This is a genomic window from Dactylosporangium sp. CA-052675, from assembly GCF_050947935.1.
Classification (GTDB): Bacteria; Actinomycetota; Actinomycetes; order Mycobacteriales; family Micromonosporaceae; genus Dactylosporangium.
The window spans coordinates 1,241,005-1,259,467 of record NZ_CP192010.1 but is presented as its reverse complement, the minus strand read 5'-3'; the positions used below and the strand labels follow the sequence as shown (position 1 = coordinate 1,259,467).

Annotated in this window: 15 protein-coding genes and 1 riboswitch; of the genes, 7 read left to right on the top strand and 8 right to left on the bottom strand. The window is 71.6% G+C overall.

Annotated features, from left to right (window positions below; genetic code table 11):
- Positions 1-38: 38 nt before the first annotated feature.
- Positions 39-533, bottom strand: coding sequence for an N-acetyltransferase family protein (locus tag ACQP1P_RS05655; protein ID WP_433083769.1), 495 nt, complete (start codon positions 531-533; stop codon positions 39-41).
- A gap of 7 nt (positions 534-540) precedes the next feature.
- Between ACQP1P_RS05655 and ACQP1P_RS05650 the strand changes: the two genes are divergently transcribed.
- Positions 541-1,290: a M50 family metallopeptidase gene (locus tag ACQP1P_RS05650; RefSeq protein WP_433083767.1), complete on the top strand. Its 750-nt coding sequence runs from the start codon at positions 541-543 to the stop codon at positions 1,288-1,290.
- A 124-nt stretch (positions 1,291-1,414) separates the two neighbouring features.
- Entirely contained in the window at positions 1,415-2,056 is a 642-nt protein-coding gene (locus ACQP1P_RS05645; RefSeq protein WP_433083765.1) for a hypothetical protein, read from the top strand.
- A gap of 382 nt (positions 2,057-2,438) precedes the next feature.
- On the opposite strand, the gene ACQP1P_RS05640 is transcribed toward ACQP1P_RS05645, so the two are convergent.
- Positions 2,439-5,348, bottom strand: a complete 2,910-nt coding sequence (locus ACQP1P_RS05640) for a putative bifunctional diguanylate cyclase/phosphodiesterase (RefSeq protein WP_433083764.1) — start codon at positions 5,346-5,348, stop codon at positions 2,439-2,441.
- A gap of 579 nt (positions 5,349-5,927) precedes the next feature.
- Between ACQP1P_RS05640 and ACQP1P_RS05635 the strand changes: the two genes are divergently transcribed.
- Both ACQP1P_RS05635 and ACQP1P_RS05630 read left to right on the top strand, forming a co-directional pair.
- Positions 5,928-7,772, top strand: coding sequence for a hypothetical protein (locus ACQP1P_RS05635; RefSeq protein WP_433083762.1), 1,845 nt, complete (start codon positions 5,928-5,930; stop codon positions 7,770-7,772).
- An 82-nt stretch (positions 7,773-7,854) separates the two neighbouring features.
- A complete protein-coding gene (locus ACQP1P_RS05630) occupies positions 7,855-8,682 on the top strand; it encodes a DUF5753 domain-containing protein (RefSeq protein WP_433083760.1) in 828 nt (275 codons plus the stop codon).
- 6 nt (positions 8,683-8,688) lie between these two features.
- Here the strand turns inward: ACQP1P_RS05630 and ACQP1P_RS05625 are convergent, their stop codons facing one another.
- From ACQP1P_RS05625 to ACQP1P_RS05600, 6 genes are read right to left on the bottom strand one after another with little or no spacing between them, the layout of a single operon-like run.
- Positions 8,689-9,987, bottom strand: coding sequence for an ABC transporter substrate-binding protein (locus ACQP1P_RS05625; protein ID WP_433083758.1), 1,299 nt, complete (start codon positions 9,985-9,987; stop codon positions 8,689-8,691).
- An 8-nt stretch (positions 9,988-9,995) separates the two neighbouring features.
- Positions 9,996-11,096: a branched-chain amino acid ABC transporter permease gene (locus tag ACQP1P_RS05620; RefSeq protein ID WP_433083756.1), complete on the bottom strand. Its 1,101-nt coding sequence runs from the start codon at positions 11,094-11,096 to the stop codon at positions 9,996-9,998.
- On the bottom strand, positions 11,093-11,980 hold the full coding sequence (locus ACQP1P_RS05615; protein ID WP_433083754.1) for a branched-chain amino acid ABC transporter permease: 888 nt from the start codon (positions 11,978-11,980) through the stop codon (positions 11,093-11,095). Before ACQP1P_RS05615 ends, ACQP1P_RS05620 begins: the two co-directional genes overlap by 4 nt.
- On the bottom strand, positions 11,977-13,770 hold the full coding sequence (locus ACQP1P_RS05610; RefSeq protein WP_433083752.1) for an AMP-dependent synthetase/ligase: 1,794 nt from the start codon (positions 13,768-13,770) through the stop codon (positions 11,977-11,979). The genes ACQP1P_RS05615 and ACQP1P_RS05610 overlap by 4 nt, the downstream gene beginning before the upstream one ends.
- Positions 13,767-14,534 (bottom strand): ABC transporter ATP-binding protein, encoded by a 768-nt coding sequence (locus ACQP1P_RS05605; RefSeq protein WP_433083750.1) that lies wholly within the window; start codon positions 14,532-14,534, stop codon positions 13,767-13,769. Before ACQP1P_RS05605 ends, ACQP1P_RS05610 begins: the two co-directional genes overlap by 4 nt.
- Positions 14,531-15,265 carry an ABC transporter ATP-binding protein gene (locus ACQP1P_RS05600; protein ID WP_433089856.1) on the bottom strand — a complete coding sequence of 245 codons (735 nt, stop codon included), beginning with the start codon at positions 15,263-15,265 and terminating at the stop codon, positions 14,531-14,533. Before ACQP1P_RS05600 ends, ACQP1P_RS05605 begins: the two co-directional genes overlap by 4 nt.
- A 300-nt stretch (positions 15,266-15,565) precedes the next feature.
- Positions 15,566-15,728, top strand: a riboswitch (cyclic di-AMP (ydaO/yuaA leader).
- A 79-nt stretch (positions 15,729-15,807) separates the two neighbouring features.
- Here ACQP1P_RS05600 and ACQP1P_RS05595 point away from each other — a divergent pair.
- The 3 genes from ACQP1P_RS05595 (at position 15,808) to ACQP1P_RS05585 (ending at position 18,251) form a co-directional block, all read left to right on the top strand.
- Entirely contained in the window at positions 15,808-16,674 is an 867-nt protein-coding gene (locus ACQP1P_RS05595) for an NlpC/P60 family protein (protein ID WP_433083748.1), read from the top strand.
- A 63-nt stretch (positions 16,675-16,737) separates the two neighbouring features.
- The gene (locus ACQP1P_RS05590) at positions 16,738-17,517 is read left to right on the top strand and encodes a methyltransferase domain-containing protein (protein WP_433083746.1); all 780 of its coding nucleotides are present in this window, start codon (positions 16,738-16,740) and stop codon (positions 17,515-17,517) included.
- A gap of 320 nt (positions 17,518-17,837) precedes the next feature.
- On the top strand, positions 17,838-18,251 hold the full coding sequence (locus ACQP1P_RS05585) for an Rv0361 family membrane protein (protein WP_433083744.1): 414 nt from the start codon (positions 17,838-17,840) through the stop codon (positions 18,249-18,251).
- Positions 18,252-18,463 lie beyond the last annotated feature (212 nt).

The window sequence follows — 18,463 nt, the reverse complement described above, 5'->3', positions numbered from 1 at the left end:
ACGCCCCTCAAGGGGGACGCGACGGCGGTTGCACACCATCACAACTGCCGATACATGATATGAAAGTCGACCAGCCCGTGCTTCGTGCTCTGGAAGCCGTCGGGGATCGTGCCCACGATGATGAACCCGAGTGAACGCCACAGCCGCACGGCGACCGTGTTGGTCGAGACGACCGCGTTGAACTGCATCGCGGCGTAGCCGAGCTCGCGGGCCCGGTCGAGGCAGTGCTCGCCGAGGGTGCGCCCGAGGCCGCGGCCGCGGGCCCGGGACGAGACCATGAAGCTCGCGTTGGCCACGTGCGCGCCGAGGCGGCCCTTGTTCGGCCCCACCTTGTAGGTCCCGAGCACCTCGCCGTCCTCGACCGCGACCCACTGCTCCCACGGCGGCGCGAGCAGCCAGTGCCCGCGCGCGTCGGTCTCGGTCGAGGCCGGGTCGTTGTCGTAGCTCTCGCCGGCCGCGACCACCTCGTGCCACACGTCCCACACACCCGGCCAGTCGGTGTCCGCAAAGCGCCTGATCTCCACGCTGTTCATTCAACACGTGAGATGGCAGGCTCTGCACGTGGTGGATGCTGCCTTCGACGTGTTGCACGACGCCCTCGGCCGCCAAGCGTCCCCGCCGCGCGAGGTGGTCATCGCGACCGCCGTCGCCGCCCTGCTGGCGGTGCTGCTGCGGCCGGTGTGGAAGGTCATGCGCAACTTCGTGACCATCGCGCACGAGGGCGGCCACGCGCTCGCCGCGGTGCTCAGCGGCCGCCGCCTGTCGGGCATCCGCCTGCATTCGGACACCTCGGGCCTGACCCTGTCCCGCGGCCGCCCCAACGGCCCCGGCATGGTCGTCACCGGCCTGGCCGGCTACATCACCCCGTCGCTGCTGGGCCTGGCCGCCGCCGCGATCCTCGGCGCCGGCCGGATCACGATCCTGCTCTGGCTGCTGCTGGTCCTGCTCGTGCTCATGCTGATCATGATCCGCAACTTCTACGGCGTGATCTCGGTGGTCGCCGCCGGCGCGATCATCTTCGGGGTGTCGTGGTTCGCCGACGGGAAGATCCAGGGCGCCTTCGCCTACGCGTTCGCCTGGTTCATGCTGCTCGGCGGGGTGCGGGCGGTCTTCGAGCTGCAGCAGTCACGGTTCCGCCGGCAGGCACCGAACTCCGACGCCGACCAGATCGCGCGGCTCACCCGGGTGCCCGCGATCGTCTACGTGAGCTTCTTCGTGATCGTCGTGCTCGCCTGCCTGGCCTTCGGCGTGCGGCTCATGCTGGGCCCCGTCGAGAACCTCCTGGGCTGACGGTTCTCGATCTCACATAGCGTCACTGATCACTGTCCCACCGTCCGAACGGGGTGGGCATCCTTGCGCGGATCCATTAGAATGTATGTACGAAAGACGCTCTTGACCTGGGAGGAGAGCGCCAGTGACCGCGCCCGTAACCTCGACCGGATCCGTCCCCTACGCCACCCTGCTCAACTTCACCCGCTACGTCGGGCGGACCGGCCCGCGCAAGGCGAGCTTCGTCGGCGGCCTGCGCCGGCAGCGCGAGTCGGGGCACGGCTTCAACCCGCACGGCCAGCTCGTGAAGGCCCTGAAGGCGGACATCCAGTTCCGGACCGGCGGCACCTACCTCAACGCCGTCGTCGACCAGGTCAACGCCCGGTGGAAGCCGCTCTACGAGTCGGTGGTCCCCGGCGCCCTGCGCTACCTCGAGTCCATCCCGACGCCGGTCGAGGTGACACCGACGCGGGACGCGCTGTGCATGATCGGGACGCTCCCGGTGAAGATCAACCCGCACTTCGGCCTGCGCTATCCCGACGGGCGGGGCGAGGCGGTGCGGCTGCACTTCGACGAGGACCCGCCGCAGGACGAGGCGGCCGTGGCGACGCTGCACCTGATGGGGCGGCACATGGACCTGGTGCTGCCGAACGCTTCGCCGGTGCTGGTGGACCTGCGGCGCGGAGACGTGCTGCGGCCCGGCAACGGGGTGAAGGCCGACGAGGTGGAGCGGTGGCTGGCCGGGGAGGCGGCGGCGTTCTCGGCGATGTGGGGTGCGGTTGCCTGAGCAACCCTGATCTTCTTCTCCGGGAGGCCGGGGGCAGTGCCTCTCTTGGCCCGCGCGGCCGAGCGGTGGGCGCGGTCCGGCGGGCCGTTGCGGTCGTCCGTGGGAATGGAGAAGCACAAAGGCATCCCTGCTCGGGTCCGCGTCACTCGCTGACCGCTGCTCCCGCCAGGAATCCCGACGTCCGTCGTGGCAAGACCGCAGCCGAGTGCTCGGCTCCCTGAAGGCTTTACTCGCCCCCAAAAGTGCGGAAGCGGGCGCGATCCGCCATCCCCCCGGTGATCGCGCTCGCTTCCGCATGCGCCAGCGCCGGCGCGCACAAGGCTGGGACCTCGAAGTCGGACCTCGAAGGCCGGACCTCGAAGGTCCTGGCACCCCGAAGGCTTTACTCGCCCTCGAAAGTGCGGAAGCGGGCGCGATCCGCCATGCCCCCGGTGATCGCGCTCGCTTCCGCATGCGCCAGCGCCGGCGCGCACAGGGCCGGGATCTCCGACGGGGGCCGCGGGCGGGAGAAGTGGAAGCCCTGGGCCAGCCGGTAGCCGAGCTCCAGCAGCCTCGCCGCCTGTTCGGGGGTCTCCACGCCCTCGGCCACCGCCTCCAGGCGCAGGGCCTGGGCGATCTCGCTGATCGACGTCGCGATCGCCTCCTGCTCCACCGTGCCCGTGACGCCGTCGACGAAGGACTTGTCGACTTTCAGCACGTCGACCGGGCAGGTGCGCAGCAGGCCCAGCGACGAGTGGCCTGTGCCGAAGTCGTCCAGGGCGATCTTCGCGCCGAGCGCGTGCAGCGCCCGCACGGTGTCCAGGGCTCGGCCGCCGCCGAAGACCGCGGTCTCGGTGATCTCGATGTTCAGGCGGGACGGGTCCAGGCCGGTCTCGCGCAGGGTGGACTCGACCGTGGCGACGAACGCCGGCTCGAGCAGTTGGCGGGCCGAGGCGTTCACACTGATCTTGGCCGGGGCGGCGTCGCCGAGCAGTGCGGTCCAGTCGGCGGCCTGGCGGCAGGCCTGGCCCAGCACCCAGGCGCCGATCGGCACGATGAGGCCCGTGCGCTCCGCGACCGGGATGAACGTCGCCGGGGAGACCATGCCGCGCGTCGGATGGTGCCAGCGGACCAGCGCCTCCACGCCACGGATCTCGCCGCCGGGCAGGCCCACGATCGGCTGGTAGACGACGCTCAGCTCGTCGCGGTCGAGCGCCTGGCTCAGCTCCGCGGCCAGCTGGGCGTGCTCGACGGCGTGGGCGTCGAGCTCCGGGCCGTACTCGACCCAGCGGCTCTTGCCCAGCTCCTTCGCCGCGTACATCGCCATGTCGGCCCGGCGCAGCAGGTCGCTCGCCGCGCAGTCCGCCGTGTGCCGGGCGACGCCGATGCTCGCCTGCACCAGCAGCTCGTACCCCGCGGCCCGAACCGGCGCGGCGAGCGCGTCGATGAACGCCTCGGCGATGGCCGCGCTGCGGTTGCGGTCGGCCCCGCACAGCAGCACCGCGAACTCGTCCCCGCCGAGCCGCGCCACGACGTCGTCGGGGCCGACGGTCGCGCGCAGCCGCTCGGCCACCTCGACGAGCAGCGCGTCCCCGACCGCGTGCCCGAGCCGGTCGTTGATCGCCTTGAAGTCGTCGAGGTCGATGAGCGCGACGGCCACCCCGGCACCACCCTCGGCGGACCCGCCCACCACCGGCCCACCGGCTACAGCACCGCTGGCAAAGGCAGCACCGCCGGTCGCGCCATCAGCAACAGCACCACCGCCGGCAACAGCACCCCCGGCAACAGCAGCACCGTCCGCGACAGCAGTACCGCCCGCCGCGGCGCCACCGGCCAGGCTGCCGCCCTGCACGGCGTCCCAGCGCGACTCGGCCACCGCCTCGGCGGTCCGGGCCGCGAACAGCGCGCGGTTGGCCAGCCCCGTCAGCCCGTCGTGCGAGGCCTGGTAGCTGAGCTGATCCTGGTAACGCCGCGACTCGGTGATGTCCCGCGCGTTGGCGACCACGCCCCGCACGCTCGGGTCGTGCAGGAGGTTGGTGGTGACGACCTCGAACCAGCGCCAGGTCCCGTCCGGCTGCCGCAGGCGCAGCTGCAGCGTCGTCGTGCTGCCCGGCGTGGCGAGGCTCGCGGTCGCGCGGCTCAGGGCCTCCCGGTCGCCGGGGTGCACCATGTCCGGCAGCGAGATGGCCGCGGCCGAGCGCTCGCCGGTGAAGCGCAGCAGGCTCGGGCTCGCGTACGTGACGTGGAAGCCGGCGTCGCAGATGGCCGACATGTCCGAGGAGTGCTGGACCAGCGAGCGGAACCGGCGCTCGTGGCGGCGCAGCTCCAGCATGCTCGCGTCGACGCGGGCGAGCAGGTGCGAGTTGTCGTACAGCGAGACGAGCTGCCGCGCCACGACCAGCAGCGTGAGCAGCACCGAGCCGCCGACCAGGATGCGGCTCTCGCGCGGGCTCGCGCCGATCCCGGCCAGCACGAACGCGTCGGCGGCCAGGATCGCGGCGTAGGGCACCAGGCTGAACGGCCGCCGCCGGCGCCGGGTGGCGGTCGTCGCCGGCCCGCCGAAGGCCCGGCGCTGGCGGATCGCGGCGAGGGTGAGCCCGACGCAGCAGGCCGGGATCGAGATGTGGCAGTCGTTGACGTACGGCCGCGACTCCAGCAACGGCGCCGCCGAGCCCGCGAGCCCCCCGGCCAGCAGGGTGCCGCCCATGATCCACAGCGCTCGCCCGTCGAGCGCGCCGGCGCCGGCCAGGGCGACCTTGGCCAGGGCGAACATGGCCGCGAAGAGCATGAGCAGCACGCCGAACAGGGTCCACGAGGTGCCGGTGACGCCGGTCAGGCTCACCTCGGCCCGCGCGGCGAAGAACCAGGTCACGAGCATCGCGGCGGCCAGGACCACGGCCATGTCGAGGCTGAAGGTGAGCCGGTCGCGGCGGCTGCGCGGGCCCATCGGCAGGCGCAGGAGGGCCCAGACGACCACGACCACGCCCCCGAGGAACAGCACCAGCGTCAGCGGGCTGGAGCGCTGGGTGGGCGCGCCCGGCCCGAGCAGCGAGTCGTAGGCGCTGCTGCAGATCGCGGCCAGGAGCACGGCCATGACGAGGGTCATGTGACGCCAGAAGCGCCCGGCGCGGCGGTCGGGCGCGGCGCGGGCCGTGCGCAGGCACACGAGGGCGGTGAGCACGGTGCAGACGGGCGCCGGCAGCCAGCCGAGCACGGGGTGCAGCAGCGGCTGGGGCCACTGGGCCGCCAGCCAGGCGCCGCTGAGCACGGCGAACCCCGTGATCCAGCCCAGCAGCCGCCGATCCAGCGCCATCCCCGCCCGAACCTCCCCGACCGGCCGCGCGAGCGCACGGCCGAATAGATGCCACCGTGCAAAGAATCGGCCGGATCCGGCGCCAGATGAGCAGCCCGGGATGAGGCGTTCACCACGTTTTATCGGTTCGATCCCAAATCGCCGGATCTCCAGATACCGCAAGGCAAGTTCATGATCAGTACGTAGTCAGGCGGTCACATATAGACGCCCGCCGGTGCTAGGTTGACCGCATCGCGCGTCCGCACCTTTGCGCACCGTAGCGGGCTCGCGACGAGAGAAAGGGAGGCCATGACGGAGGGCCGGCACCACAGGCGTCGCGGCGACGACGACCTCACGGCCGACGGGATCTACGTCCCGCCCCCGCGCGAGACGCCCGCCCCCGCCCCCTCACCGTGGGCTCCCACGGCCTCGACGGAACCCCCACCGCCCGAGCGACCCCGACGGCAACCCCCGCCCCCCAGCGACGCACCATCGCCGGCGTGGGCCGCGCGCCCCTCCCCCTGGGCGCCGGCCGACGACGGCGACTCGTACTCCGACGACCACCCCGCGGAGTACGAGGAAGAAGGACCGTATGTGCCGGTGGAGGACGACCCCCCGCCTCCACCGGCACATACGGCCCGACCCCGCCGCGACGACTGGCTGCCGCCGCTCTACCCCGAGGAGTGGCCGCCCGCCCCCGCCCACCAGGAACACCGGGAACAACGGCCCCTCCCGCCCCCGCCGCGGCCGCCGGCACCGGCCGAGCAGCCCCCGGGCACCAAGCTGTGGGTCGCCGTGGGCGTGGTGATCGTCGCGCTCGCCGTGGCCGCCGGGGTCGCGGTCGGGCTCAACCTCGCCTCGCGCAGCAACGCCGAGCGCGCCGACGGCGCGGCCGGCGCGGCGGGTGCGACCTGCGGCGGCCGGGGGGTGCTGCGCACCACCGTCACGCCCGAGCTCGCCCCCGTCGTCGAGCAGGCCGCGGCCGACATCGGCGCCAACCAGCAGGGCGGCTGCAAGCTGGTCGCCGTCACCGCCACCGACACCTACGCCGGCGGCGAGGCCTGGGTCCCGGCCACCGCGGGCTGGGCCCGGCTGGCCAAGTTCGACTACGCCCCCGAGCCCGTCTCGCTGGCCCGCACCCCGGTCGTCATCGCCGCCCCCCGGTCCTACGCCGAGTCGCTGGGCTGGCCGGACAAGCAGCCGACGTGGGCCGCGCTGGGCGCCGCGCTCAACAACGGGCAGGGCCCGAAGCTCAGCATGGGCAGCCCGCTGCGCGACACCGCGGGGCTGCTCGCCGCGATCGAGATCCAGAGCGCGATGGCCCGCACCACGACCGACCCCGGCATCGCCCAGATGCGGGCGCTGTCGGTGCGGGCGCGGCTCGCCGACGCCGAGGCCGAGCCGGCCAAGCTGCTGGAGAAGCTGGCGCAGCAGACCGACTCGGCGCGGGCCCTGCGCGACGTGGGCCTGTTCACGCTCACCGAGCAGGACTTCTGGCGCTACCAGCAGACCCGTCACCCGGTGGCGATGGCCGCGCTGTACCCGGCCGACGCCATCGCCGAGGCCGACTTCCCGCTGCTGATGACCCCGAAGGCGGCCGGCGACGGGGAGCTCAAGGCGCTCGCGAGCCGGCTGGCCGAACGCATGCACGCCAAGGACTTCGCCGACCGGCTCACCAGCCGCGGGCTGCGGCCGGCCGGCGACGCGGCGCCGAGCGGCGACGGGCTCACGGCGAAGTACCAGGCGGCGATCGGGCTGCCGGACAACGTGGCTGAGTGGGCCGCGACCTGGGCGCAGTACAAGCGGCTGGCCTACCACACCCTGCTGCTCGTGGACGCGTCCGCCTCGATGAACGACGAGGTGCACGACCGGGCCGGCAACGTGACCACCAAGGCGGGGCTGCTGCGCTCGGCCGGAGTACAGGCGGCTCAGCTCTTCGGCGACGAAACCAGTCTCGGCGTGTGGATGTTCGCCTCGCCCGGGGCCGAGGCGCCGCCGTTCACCGTGGCGCTGCCGTTCGGCCCGATGGCCGACGCGGTCGGCGCCGTTCCCCGGCGCGAGGCGATGCGCCGGGTGGCGGAGCAGTACACGGCGTTGCCGAAGGCGGGGACCCCGTTGTTCGAGACGGTGCTGCGCGGGGTGGGTGACCTCAAGGACCGCTTCGCCTCCGACGCCGTCAACCTCGTCGTGGTGCTCACCGACGGCCGCGACCAGGACTCCCGGTTCTCCATGCCGAAGGAGCAGTTCCTGAGCCGGCTCACGGGGCTGCGCGACCCCGGGCGGCCGGTGATGGTCTTCGCGATCGGCTACGGCGGCGACGCCGACATGACCGTGCTGCGAGAGATGTCGCAGCTGACCGGGGGGCAGGCGGTCGCCTCGAACGACCCCGGCGACCTCGCCAGCGCCATGGCCAAAATCTTTCTCGCAGCCCACACGCCCAGATAGGTGCATCGGCCGCAATCCGGGTAGACAGGCGGAGCCCTCGACCGGGGCGATGCCATGTGTGTACGCGATTGGGGTGATGGCCATGAGCGGGCCTATCGTGGGCAAGCGCCGCCTCCGAGCCGAGCTGCGACGGCTGCGGCGCGAGCGGGAGCTGACCCAGGACCTGGTGGCGGCCGAGATGGAGTGGTCGCTGTCCAAGCTCATCCGCATCGAGAACGGCACGGTCGCCATCTCCGTGAGCGACCTGCGCAGCCTGCTGGCCTACTACCGGGTGCACGACCCGCGAACGGTCGACGAGCTGCTGGAGCTGGCCCGGGCGGCCAAGCGGCGGATGTGGTGGGACGAGTACCGCCCGACCCTGTCCGCGCAGCTGGTCACCTACGTCGGCTTCGAGGCCGAGGCGGCCCGCGTCGGGGAGTGGGCGCCGATCATGTTCCCGACGCTGCTGCAGACGCGGCGGTACGCCCACGCCACCACGGACGCCGAGTCCCCGGCGGCCGAGCGGCGGGTCGAGTTCCACCTGCGCCGCCAGGAGGAGCTGTTCGCCCGCAGCGAGCCGCCCCAGCTGCAGGTCCTGCTGGACGAGTCGGTGCTGCGCCGCGGCCCCGTCTCCGGCGACGAGGCGCTGCTGGTCGACCAGCTCGAGCACACGATCGAGGTGGCGCAGCGCCCGTACGCCGACATCCGGGTGGTGCCGCTCGGGGCGGGCTACCACCCGGGCTGGGACGGCGACTTCACGCTGCTGGAGTTCGGCGCCGACGACGGCGTGCTCTGGCGTCAGCACCTGCTCTGGGAGGAGCCGGAGCTCATCGCGGCGTACCGCACGATCCTCGAACGGCTGGCGAACCTCGCGCTGTCGCAGGAGGCCACGCTGGACCTCCTGCGACAGGTGGCGGGCGAGCTCAAGTAACGCCGCTCAGAGCTTCTCGTAGCAGGGCTTGTCGAGCTTGTAGTCCTTGGCCGTGGGGCCGACGAAGTAGTCCTTGACCAGCGGCACGTCGGTCGTGCCGTTGCCGGTGGCGGGGCTGTAGAGCAGCGACTGGCGGAACTGCCCGTCGGGGCCGCCGGCGTAGTTGCCGGCGCCGTCGGGCAGCATGCCCTCGTAGTCGACCTTGGTCAGCGACTTCGCGGCCTTCACGACCCCGGCCCGGGTCAGGTCGCCGTCGGCCTGGGCCTTCTTCAGCGCCGCGAGCAGCGGGTACGACCAGACCCAGCCGGACGTGTAGCCGTCGTTCGGGGTGACCGACGAGCCCAGCGCCTCGCGCATGGCCCTGTGGCCGGGCGAGTCGGTCGAGAACGTCTTCCACGGCGCGGTCTGCAGGTAGAGCGCCTTGAGCGCCGGGGCGGCCGGGCTCTGCAGCAGGCCCGGGTTCCACGACGGGCTGGTGCCGATGAACTTGCCGGTGTAGCCGCGCTGGGCGGCCCCGCCGACGACCGCGGCGGTGTCGGCCGGCCCGGTGGTGATGATGACCAGGTCCGGCTTCTGGCTCACGATCGCGTTGATCGCGCCGGCCTGCTTGTCGGTGCCGGAGTCGGTCTTCACGTCGATGAACGTGATGCCGTTCTTCTCCGCGGCGATCTTGGTGCCGGCGGCGGCGTCGTCGCCGTAGTCGCCGGCCAGGTGGACCGCCATGACGGACCTGGGCTTGAAGGCGTCCTTGGCGTAGTCGACGGCGTTCATCGACTCGAAGCAGTAGTTGGCGCCGGACTCGAGGATGTTGTCCTCGAACGCGTACGCCGACGTCCACGCGGCCGGGGTGGCCAGCACGTTGTTCTGCCGCATGTCGGGCAGGATCGCGGCCGTGGTCGGCGAGCCCAGCGACTGCGCGAGGGCCAGGATCTTGCCCTTCATCTCCTGGTACACCTCGTTGTGGGTTTGCGGGTTGTACTTGTTGTCGCGCACGTAGGTCTCGGCGTCGACGTCGTAGCCGCCGATCCCGCCCTGCGCGTTGACGCGCTGCCAGAACTTCTTCTGGGCCTCGGTGATCGGCACGGCGAGCGCGTGGAACGGCCCGACGGTGAGGTCGGAGATGATGCCGAGGTAGATGCAGCCGCGGTCCTTGTGCTCGGACTTCGGGCACGGTTCCTTGGTGATGCCGGTGTCGGTCTTCACACCGCCGGCACCCTGGGCGTCGGTCTTGTCCGCGCCACGACAGGCGGAGAGCCCGGCCACGGCGAGCACCGCGGCCAGGGTGAGGGCACCCAACCTTTTCATCGAGCCTCCTAGTACGAGAAGGGCCAGGATTTCCAGTAGTTGCGAAGCCGTATCCAGATGCCGAACAGCCCCCGCGGCTCGAAGATGAGGAACACGACGATCAGCACGCCGTAGAGGACGGTCTCGAGCTGGTAGGCGTTCGGCGACTCCGCCGGGGACGAGCTGATGAACGGCAGGAGCGACGGGATCTCCCGGGTCAGCCGCGGCAGCAGCGTGATGAGGAAGGCGCCGAGGATCGCGCCGCTCACGGTGCCGGCCCCGCCGATGAGGACCATGGCGATGTACTGCACCGAGAGCAGCAGGTCGAACGAGGTCGGGTCGAAGTAGCCGGCCCCGACGTAGAGCAGCGCACCGGCGCAGCCCGCGTAGAACGACGACACCCCGAAGGCGACCGTCTTGTAGCGGGCCAGGTTGACCCCGATCACCCCGGCCGCGATGTCACGGTCCCGGATGGCGGTGAGCGCCCGGCCCACGCGCGAGCGGGCCAGGTTGCGCGCGGCCAGGGCGCCGATGAGCAGCAGGACCAGCATCAGCAGGTACAACTTCTGGTCCCTGGTCAGGAAGGCACCCGACGTGTTGAGGTCGAGGCCCAGCAGCGACGGGGCCGGGGGCTGGCGGCCCACGCCGGGGCCGCCGGTCAGCTCGGACCAGCCGTTGATGACGTGCCCGCCGATGAAGACCAGCCCGAGCGTGACCACGGCCAGGTAGAGCCCGCGCAGCCGGGTGGCCAGCGGCGCGACCAGCATCCCGGCCAGCGCCGCGACCAGGCCGGCCGCGGGCAGCCAGACCAGGATCTCGGTGACCCCGAAGCCGATCGTGCGCCCGTCCGGGTCGCCGGCCAGCCCGGCCGCCGTGTAGGCGCCGATGGCCAGGAAGAACGCGTGGCCGAGGGACACCTGCCCGGCGAGACCGGTGACGATGTTGAGGCCGAGCGCGCCGAGGGCCGTGACGCACGCGAGGCCGAGCAACTGCAGCACGTCGTCCTGCGCCAGCAACGGCATCGCCAGCGCGACGAGCAGCCCGGCGAGCACGAACGAGCGCCGGACGGCGGTGCCGAACAGCGCGAAGTCCTGGGAGTACGCGGTGTGCAGCAGCGGGCGGTTTCTCATACGCGCGTGACCTCCCGGGTGCCGAACAGCCCGTAGGGGCGGACCAGCAGGACGAGCAGCATGACGACGTAGGGCGTGACGACGGAGAAGTTGCCGCCGAGCCACGGCAGGTGGCCCTGGTAGGCCGCGGTGACCTCCTGCACCACCCCGACCACGACCCCGCCGATGACCGCCCCGGGCAGCGAGTCCAGCCCGCCGAGGATGATCACGGGGAGCGCGGTCAGCGCGACCAGCCACAGCGACTCGCTGACGCTGCCGCCGACCGCGGCGAAGGTGCCGGCCACGGCCGCGAGGGCCCCCGCCAGCGCCCACGACATCGCGAAGACCGACCCGACGCTGACCCCCTGCGCGAGCGCGGCCTCCTGGTCGTAGGCGGCGGCCCGCATGGCCAGACCGGTGCGGGTGTACCGGAAGAAGGCGAACAGCCCCGCGATGAGCACCGCGGTCGTGAGCACCATCGCCACGTGCCGCTGCTCCACGACGATCCCGCCGGGCAGCCGGAACACCTTCAGCCCCCACGGGTCGCCGACGTGGCGCACGTCGAGGCCGATGAAGGCGTTGTCGACGACCCGCACGGCGATGTCGATGCCGAGCGTGATGATGGCGACGGTGAACACGGGGCGGCCGATCATCGGGCGCACCGCGAGCCGCTCGACGCCCAGGGCCAGGCCGCCGGTGAGCGCGGCCGCGGCGACCAGGGCCGCGAAGAAGCCGAGCGGGCCGGCGAGGTAGGTCACCAGCACCGCCCCGGCGAGCATGAACGACGGCTGGGCGAACGAGATCACCCGCGTCGCCTTGTAGATGATCACGAAGCCGAGGCCCAGCAGCGCGTACACGCTGCCGGTGCCGATGCCCCGCAGCACGCTTTCGAGCAGATCCTTCACGCGGGACTCCGGTACATCTCGTCGACCTCGGCGCGGAAGGCCTCGGCGACCGCGGCGCGGCGCACCTTCTGCGTGGCGGTCAGCTCTCCGGTCTCGTGGTCGAGCTCCTTGGGCAGCAACCTGAACGTCTTGAGCTGCTCGACCGGCGCGCGGCCGGCGTTGACCCCGTCGACGATGCCGCGCACGAGGGCCAGCACCTCCGGCTTGCCGGACAGGTCGCGGTAGGTGGTGTAGGCCAGGCCCCGCCGCTGGGCCCAGTCGCCGACGGTCTCCAGCTCGATGCCGACCAGCGCGGTGAGGAAAGCCCGGCGGTCCCCGACGACGACGGCCTCCCTGATGTACGGCGAGGCCTTGAGCGCGTTCTCCAGCTCACTGGGCGCGATGTTCTTGCCGCCCGCGGTGATGATGATGTCCTTGGCGCGGTCGGTGATGCGCAGGTACGTGCCGTCGAGCACCCCGATGTCCCCGGTGCGCAGCCAGCCGTCGGCGGTGAGCGCCGCGGCGGTGGCGTCCGGGTCGGCGTAGTAGCCGGCGAACGTCCCCGCGTGCCGGGTCAGGATCTCGCCGCCGTCGCCGATGCGGACCTCGACCCCGGGCTGGGGCTCGCCGACGGTGCCGAGGCGGACGCGGCCGGGCCGGTTGGCGGTGGCGATGGCGGCGTTCTCCGTCATGCCGTACACCTCGTGCATCGGCACCCCGATGCCCATGAAGAACCGCAGCACCTCGGGCGCGACGGGGGCGGCGCCGCTGGCCGCGTACCGCACGTGCCGCAGCCCGATCCGCTCCCGCAGCGCGCGGTAGCAGCACAACCAGCCCAGCGCGTAGCGCAGCCGGCTGCCGGGGGTGTGCCGCCCGCCGTTGGCGGCGAGGGTGGCCCCGATGCCGTCGGCGACCCGCAGCCACAGCCGGGCGTTGGCGCGCTTGAGCCGCGACGCGCCGGCGATGCGCGTGGTGACGCCGGCGAGCATCTTCTCCCAGATGCGCGGGACCCCGAAGAGGATCGTCGGCTGTACCTCGCGCAGATCCGCCTGCACCGTCGCGATCGACTCGCCGAAGTGCACGACCACGCCCGTGGCCGCGCCGAGCCACACGGTGAAGACGCGCTCGGCCACGTGACACAGCGGCAGATACGACAGCAGCAGGTCCCGGGGGCCGGGCGGCGGATCGGTGAGCCCGCCCTCGCCGCGCAGCACGCCGACGACGAAGTCCACATTGGACACGGTGAGCATCGCGCCCCTGGGCCGCCCGGTCGTGCCGGAGGTGTAGACGAGCGTCGCCAGGTCGCCGGGCTCGGCCGCGAGCCGCAGGTCCTCCTGGGAGACGCCGGCGAGCAGGTCGCCCCAGAAGAGCAGGCGATCGTTGCCGTACCGGTTGCGGATGCCCTTCGGATCGAGGTACACGATCTTGAGCAGTTGCGGGCAGTCCCCGAGCGCCGTCAGGGCCTTGTCCACCTGCTCCTGGTCCTCGGCGATGAGCACCTTCGCGCCGGAGTGGGCCAGCAGCCAGCCGATGTCGCCGGCCGGGCTGGTCGGGTAGAGCCCGACGGTCGCGGCGCGCAGCGCCACCGTGGCGACGTCGGCGAAGAGCCACTCGGGCCGGTTCTCGGACAGGATCGCGACCCGGTCGCCCGGCTGCACGCCGAGCCCGCGCAGCGCGTGGGCGAGCGACCGGGCCGTGTCCCAGTACTGCCGCCAGGTGATCTCGCGCCAGATCCCGCGGTGCTTCTCCCGCAGCGCGACCGCGTCCGGGGTCCGCCGAGCCCGATCGCGCACGAGGTCGGCGATGGTCATGCCCCCTCCCCCAGGTACGCCCGGATCACGTCCGGGTGCCGCTGGACCTCTTTCGGCGTGCCGCACGCGACCGGCACCCCGAAGTCGACCACCAGCACCCGGTCGGCGAGGTCCATGACCAGGCCCATGTTGTGCTCGACGAGGATCATCGGGAGGCCCAGCTCGTCGCGGATGTCGAGGATGTACCGCGCCATGTCCTCGGTCTCCTCGAGGTTCATGCCGGCGACCGGCTCGTCGAGCAGGAGCAGCCGCGGCTCCATGGCGAGCGCGCGGCCCAGCTCCACCCGCTTCTGCACGCCGTACGGCAGCAGCCCCACCGGCATCCGGCGCCACGGCGCGAGCTCGAGGAAGTCGACGATCTCCTCGACCCGGGCCCGGTTGGCCAGCTCCTCGCGGCGGGCGCGGCCGAGCCAGGCGACCGCGGCCAGGGTGCCGTAGCGCATGTGGTGGTGCCGGCCCAGCATCAGGTTCTCCACGACCGTGAGCTGGCGGAACAGCTCGACGTTCTGGAACGTGCGGGCGACGCCGAGCCGGGCGACGCGGTCGGGGCGCGCGCCGGTGATGTCGGTGTCGCCGAGCAGGACCCGGCCGTGCTGCGGGCGGTACACCCCGGAGATCACGTTGAAGATGGACGTCTTGCCGGCGCCGTTGGGGCCGATCACCGCGAAGAGCTCGTCGGCGCCGACGCTGAAGTCGACCCCGTTGATCGCCGTGACGCCCGCGAAGCTCAGCCGCACGTCGCTGAAGGTCAGCACGTCGCTCATGCGAGCCACCGCTTCCGCCGCTTGTAGTGCTTGACCTCGCGGAACGAGTGGGCGGCGTGCGAGCCCAGGTAGAACTCGCGGATGTCGTCGTCGGCGAGCAGGTCGGCGGCGGGCTTGTCGAGCACGACCTTGCCGTTCTCCAGCACGTATCCGTGCCCGGCGACGGAGAGCGCCATGGTCGCGTTCTGCTCGACCAGCAGCACGGCGGTGCCGGCCCGGTTGATCTCCACGATCAGGTCCCGCACCTGCTCGACCATGCGCGGGGCCAGGCCCAGGCTCGGCTCGTCCAGCAGCAGGTACTTCGGGTCGGACATGAGCGCCCGCCCCATCGCGAGCATCTGCTGCTCGCCGCCGGAGAGGTAGCCGGCCACGGCCGCGCGCCGCTGCTTGAGCACCGGGAAGAGCGCGTACATGCGCTCCATCGCCTCGGCCGCGCCGCGGCGGCGGGTGTGGGCGCCCAGCCGCAGGTTCTCCTCGACGGTGAGCTCGGCGAAGGTGCGCCGGCCCTCCATCACCTGACTGATCCCGCGCCGGACGATCGCGGCGGGGCGCAGGCGGTGGACGGGGGTGTCGCCCAGGGTGACGCAGCCGCGCGTCACGGCCCCGTCGTGCACGCCCAGCAGGCCGGAGAGCGCCCGCAGCAGCGTGGTCTTGCCGGCGCCGTTCGCGCCGAGGAGGGCGACGATCCGGCCCTCCGGGACAGCGAGGCTCACGCCCCGCAGCACCAGCATCACATCGTCGTAGACGACCTCGAGGTTCTGGACCCGTAGCACGTGCGGACCCCCGAACTATTTGCACCGGCGGTGTAAGAAGTTAGGAGTATTTAACCCGCTCCCGCGTAAGAATCAAGCCCCGAATCCGTAACCGTCCGGCACCGATGTCACGGTCCGATACGGGGGGCCAACCGGCGGTAATACGGACTTTTGGGGTAATAGATATCGAGCGGGACGCACGCCTTTCGCCCGGCGGATGCTCACGTTAAGTTAGGCGCTGGCCTGCTCGGCAGTCCGTCATCCACCCCGGATGGCACCGGGCAAGCGCCGCCGAATCGAGCTCCGCGCGCACCCACCTCCGGGCGCGCGCATCGAGCCGGGGACCCATATCTCCGGGGTGAATCCGCAACGCTGCGGTAGGGCGCTATCTCTTCCCGCCCGAACCCGTCAGCTAACCCGGTAGGCGGTCGGTGCAGAAGGGTCTTCCCTTGTCCACTGGACATCGTGCCCGCCGTTCGGCACTACGGACCCTGCTCATCGGGTTCGTGTCACTCGCTGTGATGGCACCCGCCACGGTCGCACACGCCGATCCGACGCTCGCCGAGATCGAGGCCCAGCTCGACAAGCAGAACGACGAGCTCGAGCACACGATCGAGGCCTGGAACAAAATCAACTCCGACCTGGCCACCTCCCAGACCAGCGCGAAGACGCTCGAGGACAGCGTGGCCAACGCCAACGCCGGCGTCGAGCAGATCGCGATCGCCGCGTTCAAGACAAACGGCAACCTGCGCAACCTCAACCTCGTGCTCAACGCGACGTCGTCGGGCTCGCTCATGGACCAGCTGTCGATGCTGCAGCAGATCACCCATCAGCAGCAGAAGGAGATCGACGACTACAAGGCCGCCAAGGCCAAGCTGGACGAGACGATCGCGGGCCAGAACGCGCAGAAGGCCGACCTCGAGAACAAGCGCAAGCAGATCGAGGGCGACGTCAAGAAGCTCCAGGACCTGCAGAGGAAGGCGGCCAACGCGGGCGCCAAGAAAGTGGCCTACAACAGCGTCAAGGCGCCCCAGGTCGACGACGCCACACGCCAGAAGGTCATCAACTTCGCCTACGCGCAGCAGGGCGAGCCCTACCACTGGGGCTCGGCCGGCCCGGACCAGTGGGACTGCTCGGGGCTGACGATGATGGCCTGGAAGCAGGTGGGCGCGAATCTGCCGCACGTCGCCGCCGACCAATGGAAGGTCGTGCAGCACATTTCCGCGTCGGAGGCCCGCCCCGGTGACCTCGTCTTCATGAACAACCTCGGCCACGTCGGCATCTACGTGTCGCCCGGCCGGATGATCCACGCCCCGCACACAGGCGATGTGGTGCGGGAGGCCAACATCAGCGGCAGCGTCTACGGATACGGCCGCGTCAAGATCTAGGCTCCCGACGACGAGCTGGAGGGCCGCGGATCGCGACGATCCGCGGCCCTCCATCATTGGGGCATGGCGTCCTGGGATCCGCAGCAGTACGAGCGCTTCGCCGGCGAGCGCGCCCGCCCCTTCCACGAGCTCGTGGCCCGCATCCCCACCACGTCCGCGGTCGCCGTCGTCGACCTCGGCTGCGGCCCCGGCACGATGACCGCCACCCTCGCGGCCCGCTGGCCGGACGCGGCCATCCTCGGCCTCGACTCCTCACCGGCGATGATCGCGGCGGCCGCGGAGCACCGGACCGCCCAGGTGACGTTCCAGCTCGCCGACGCGGGCGAGTGGCGGCCCGGGCGCGGCTCCCTCGACGTCATCGTGGCCAACGCCTCGCTGCAGTGGGTCGGCGACCACGAGACGCTGCTGCCGCTGTGGGCGGCGGCGCTCGACGACGGCGGGACGCTCGCCTTCCAGGTGCCGCTCTCCTTCGACCCGGGCATGGTCGCGGTGGCGGCGCGGGAGCGCTGGGCACCGCTGCTGGGGGGCGCCGCGGGCACCACGGGACCGCGCTCGGCGTCGCCGGTGCTGGGCGCGGCCGACTACGTACGGTTGCTGTCCGGGGCCGGCCTGACCGTCGACGCGTGGGAGACGACCTACTACCACGTGCTGCCCGGCGAGGACCCGGTCTTCGAGTGGTTCAAGGGGACGGGCCTGCGGCCTTACCTCGACGCCCTGTCCGGCGACGACCTCGTGGAGTTCACGGCGGAGGTGAAGGAGCGGATGCGGCAGCTGTACCCGCGGGACGCCTTCGGCACGATCCTGCCGTTCCCTCGCCTCTTCGTCGTCGCCCAGCGCGCCTGAGTCTCCCGGCTCGCGACTCCCTGTTTCACGGCCCTCGTTTCGCAGCTCTTGTTCCGCGGCTCGCTGCCTCGTTCACGGCTGCCGTTCCGCGGCTCGCGGCCCTCGCTCACGGCTCGCGTTCACGGCCCTCGTTCGCGGCTCGCGTTCCGCGGCTCGCTGCCTCGTTCACGGCTCGAGTCTGCAGCTGCCGGCTCGCGGCCCTCGTTTGCCACTCGCGTTCCGCGGCGTCGGCTTCGTTCGCGGGGATCGTCGCGCATCGGGCATGACCTGCGTCAAATGGTTTACATCAGGGCTTGATCTCGATTCATACGCTGAGGCCCGTGAGTAAAACCTGGAAGATCATTATTTTCGGCGCGATCGGGCTCTTCGTGCTCTGCTGCGGAGGCGGCATCGCCGGAATTTTCTTTGTCGTCAACGGCTCCACGAAAGAACCCAAGGCCGCGACCGGGGACTTCCTGACCGCGCTCGAGACCGGCAAGACCCAGGCCGCCTACGACCTGCTGTGCTCATCGGCGCAGCAGAAGTACGGGCCGGAGACCTTCGAGGCGTACGTCAAGAAGGACCCCATCACCGCCCACGACATCAGCTGGGGCGGCTCCTACAGCAACAACAACGGCAACGAGAGCGCCGTGATCGACGCCAGCGTGACCTACCAGAACGCCGGCAAGTCCAGCCACACTTTCGACCTGGTCAAGGAGAGCGGGTCCTGGAAGGTCTGCGGCGACCCGTTCTGAGGCCGCCCGCCTCATGGCCGTCTCGAGGGCCGCGGAGCTGTCCGGTTCCGCGGCCCTGAGCCATGTCCCGCCACCTGCTCCGCTGCTCAGTCCGCGCCACCGCCGCACCTTCGCAGTCGTTCGGTTCGCGCCATCGCTCGGTCCGCGCCACCGCTCGGTCCGCGCCACCAGCTGTTCCCCGCCGCGACGGTTCGCGCCGCCGTTCGGTTCGC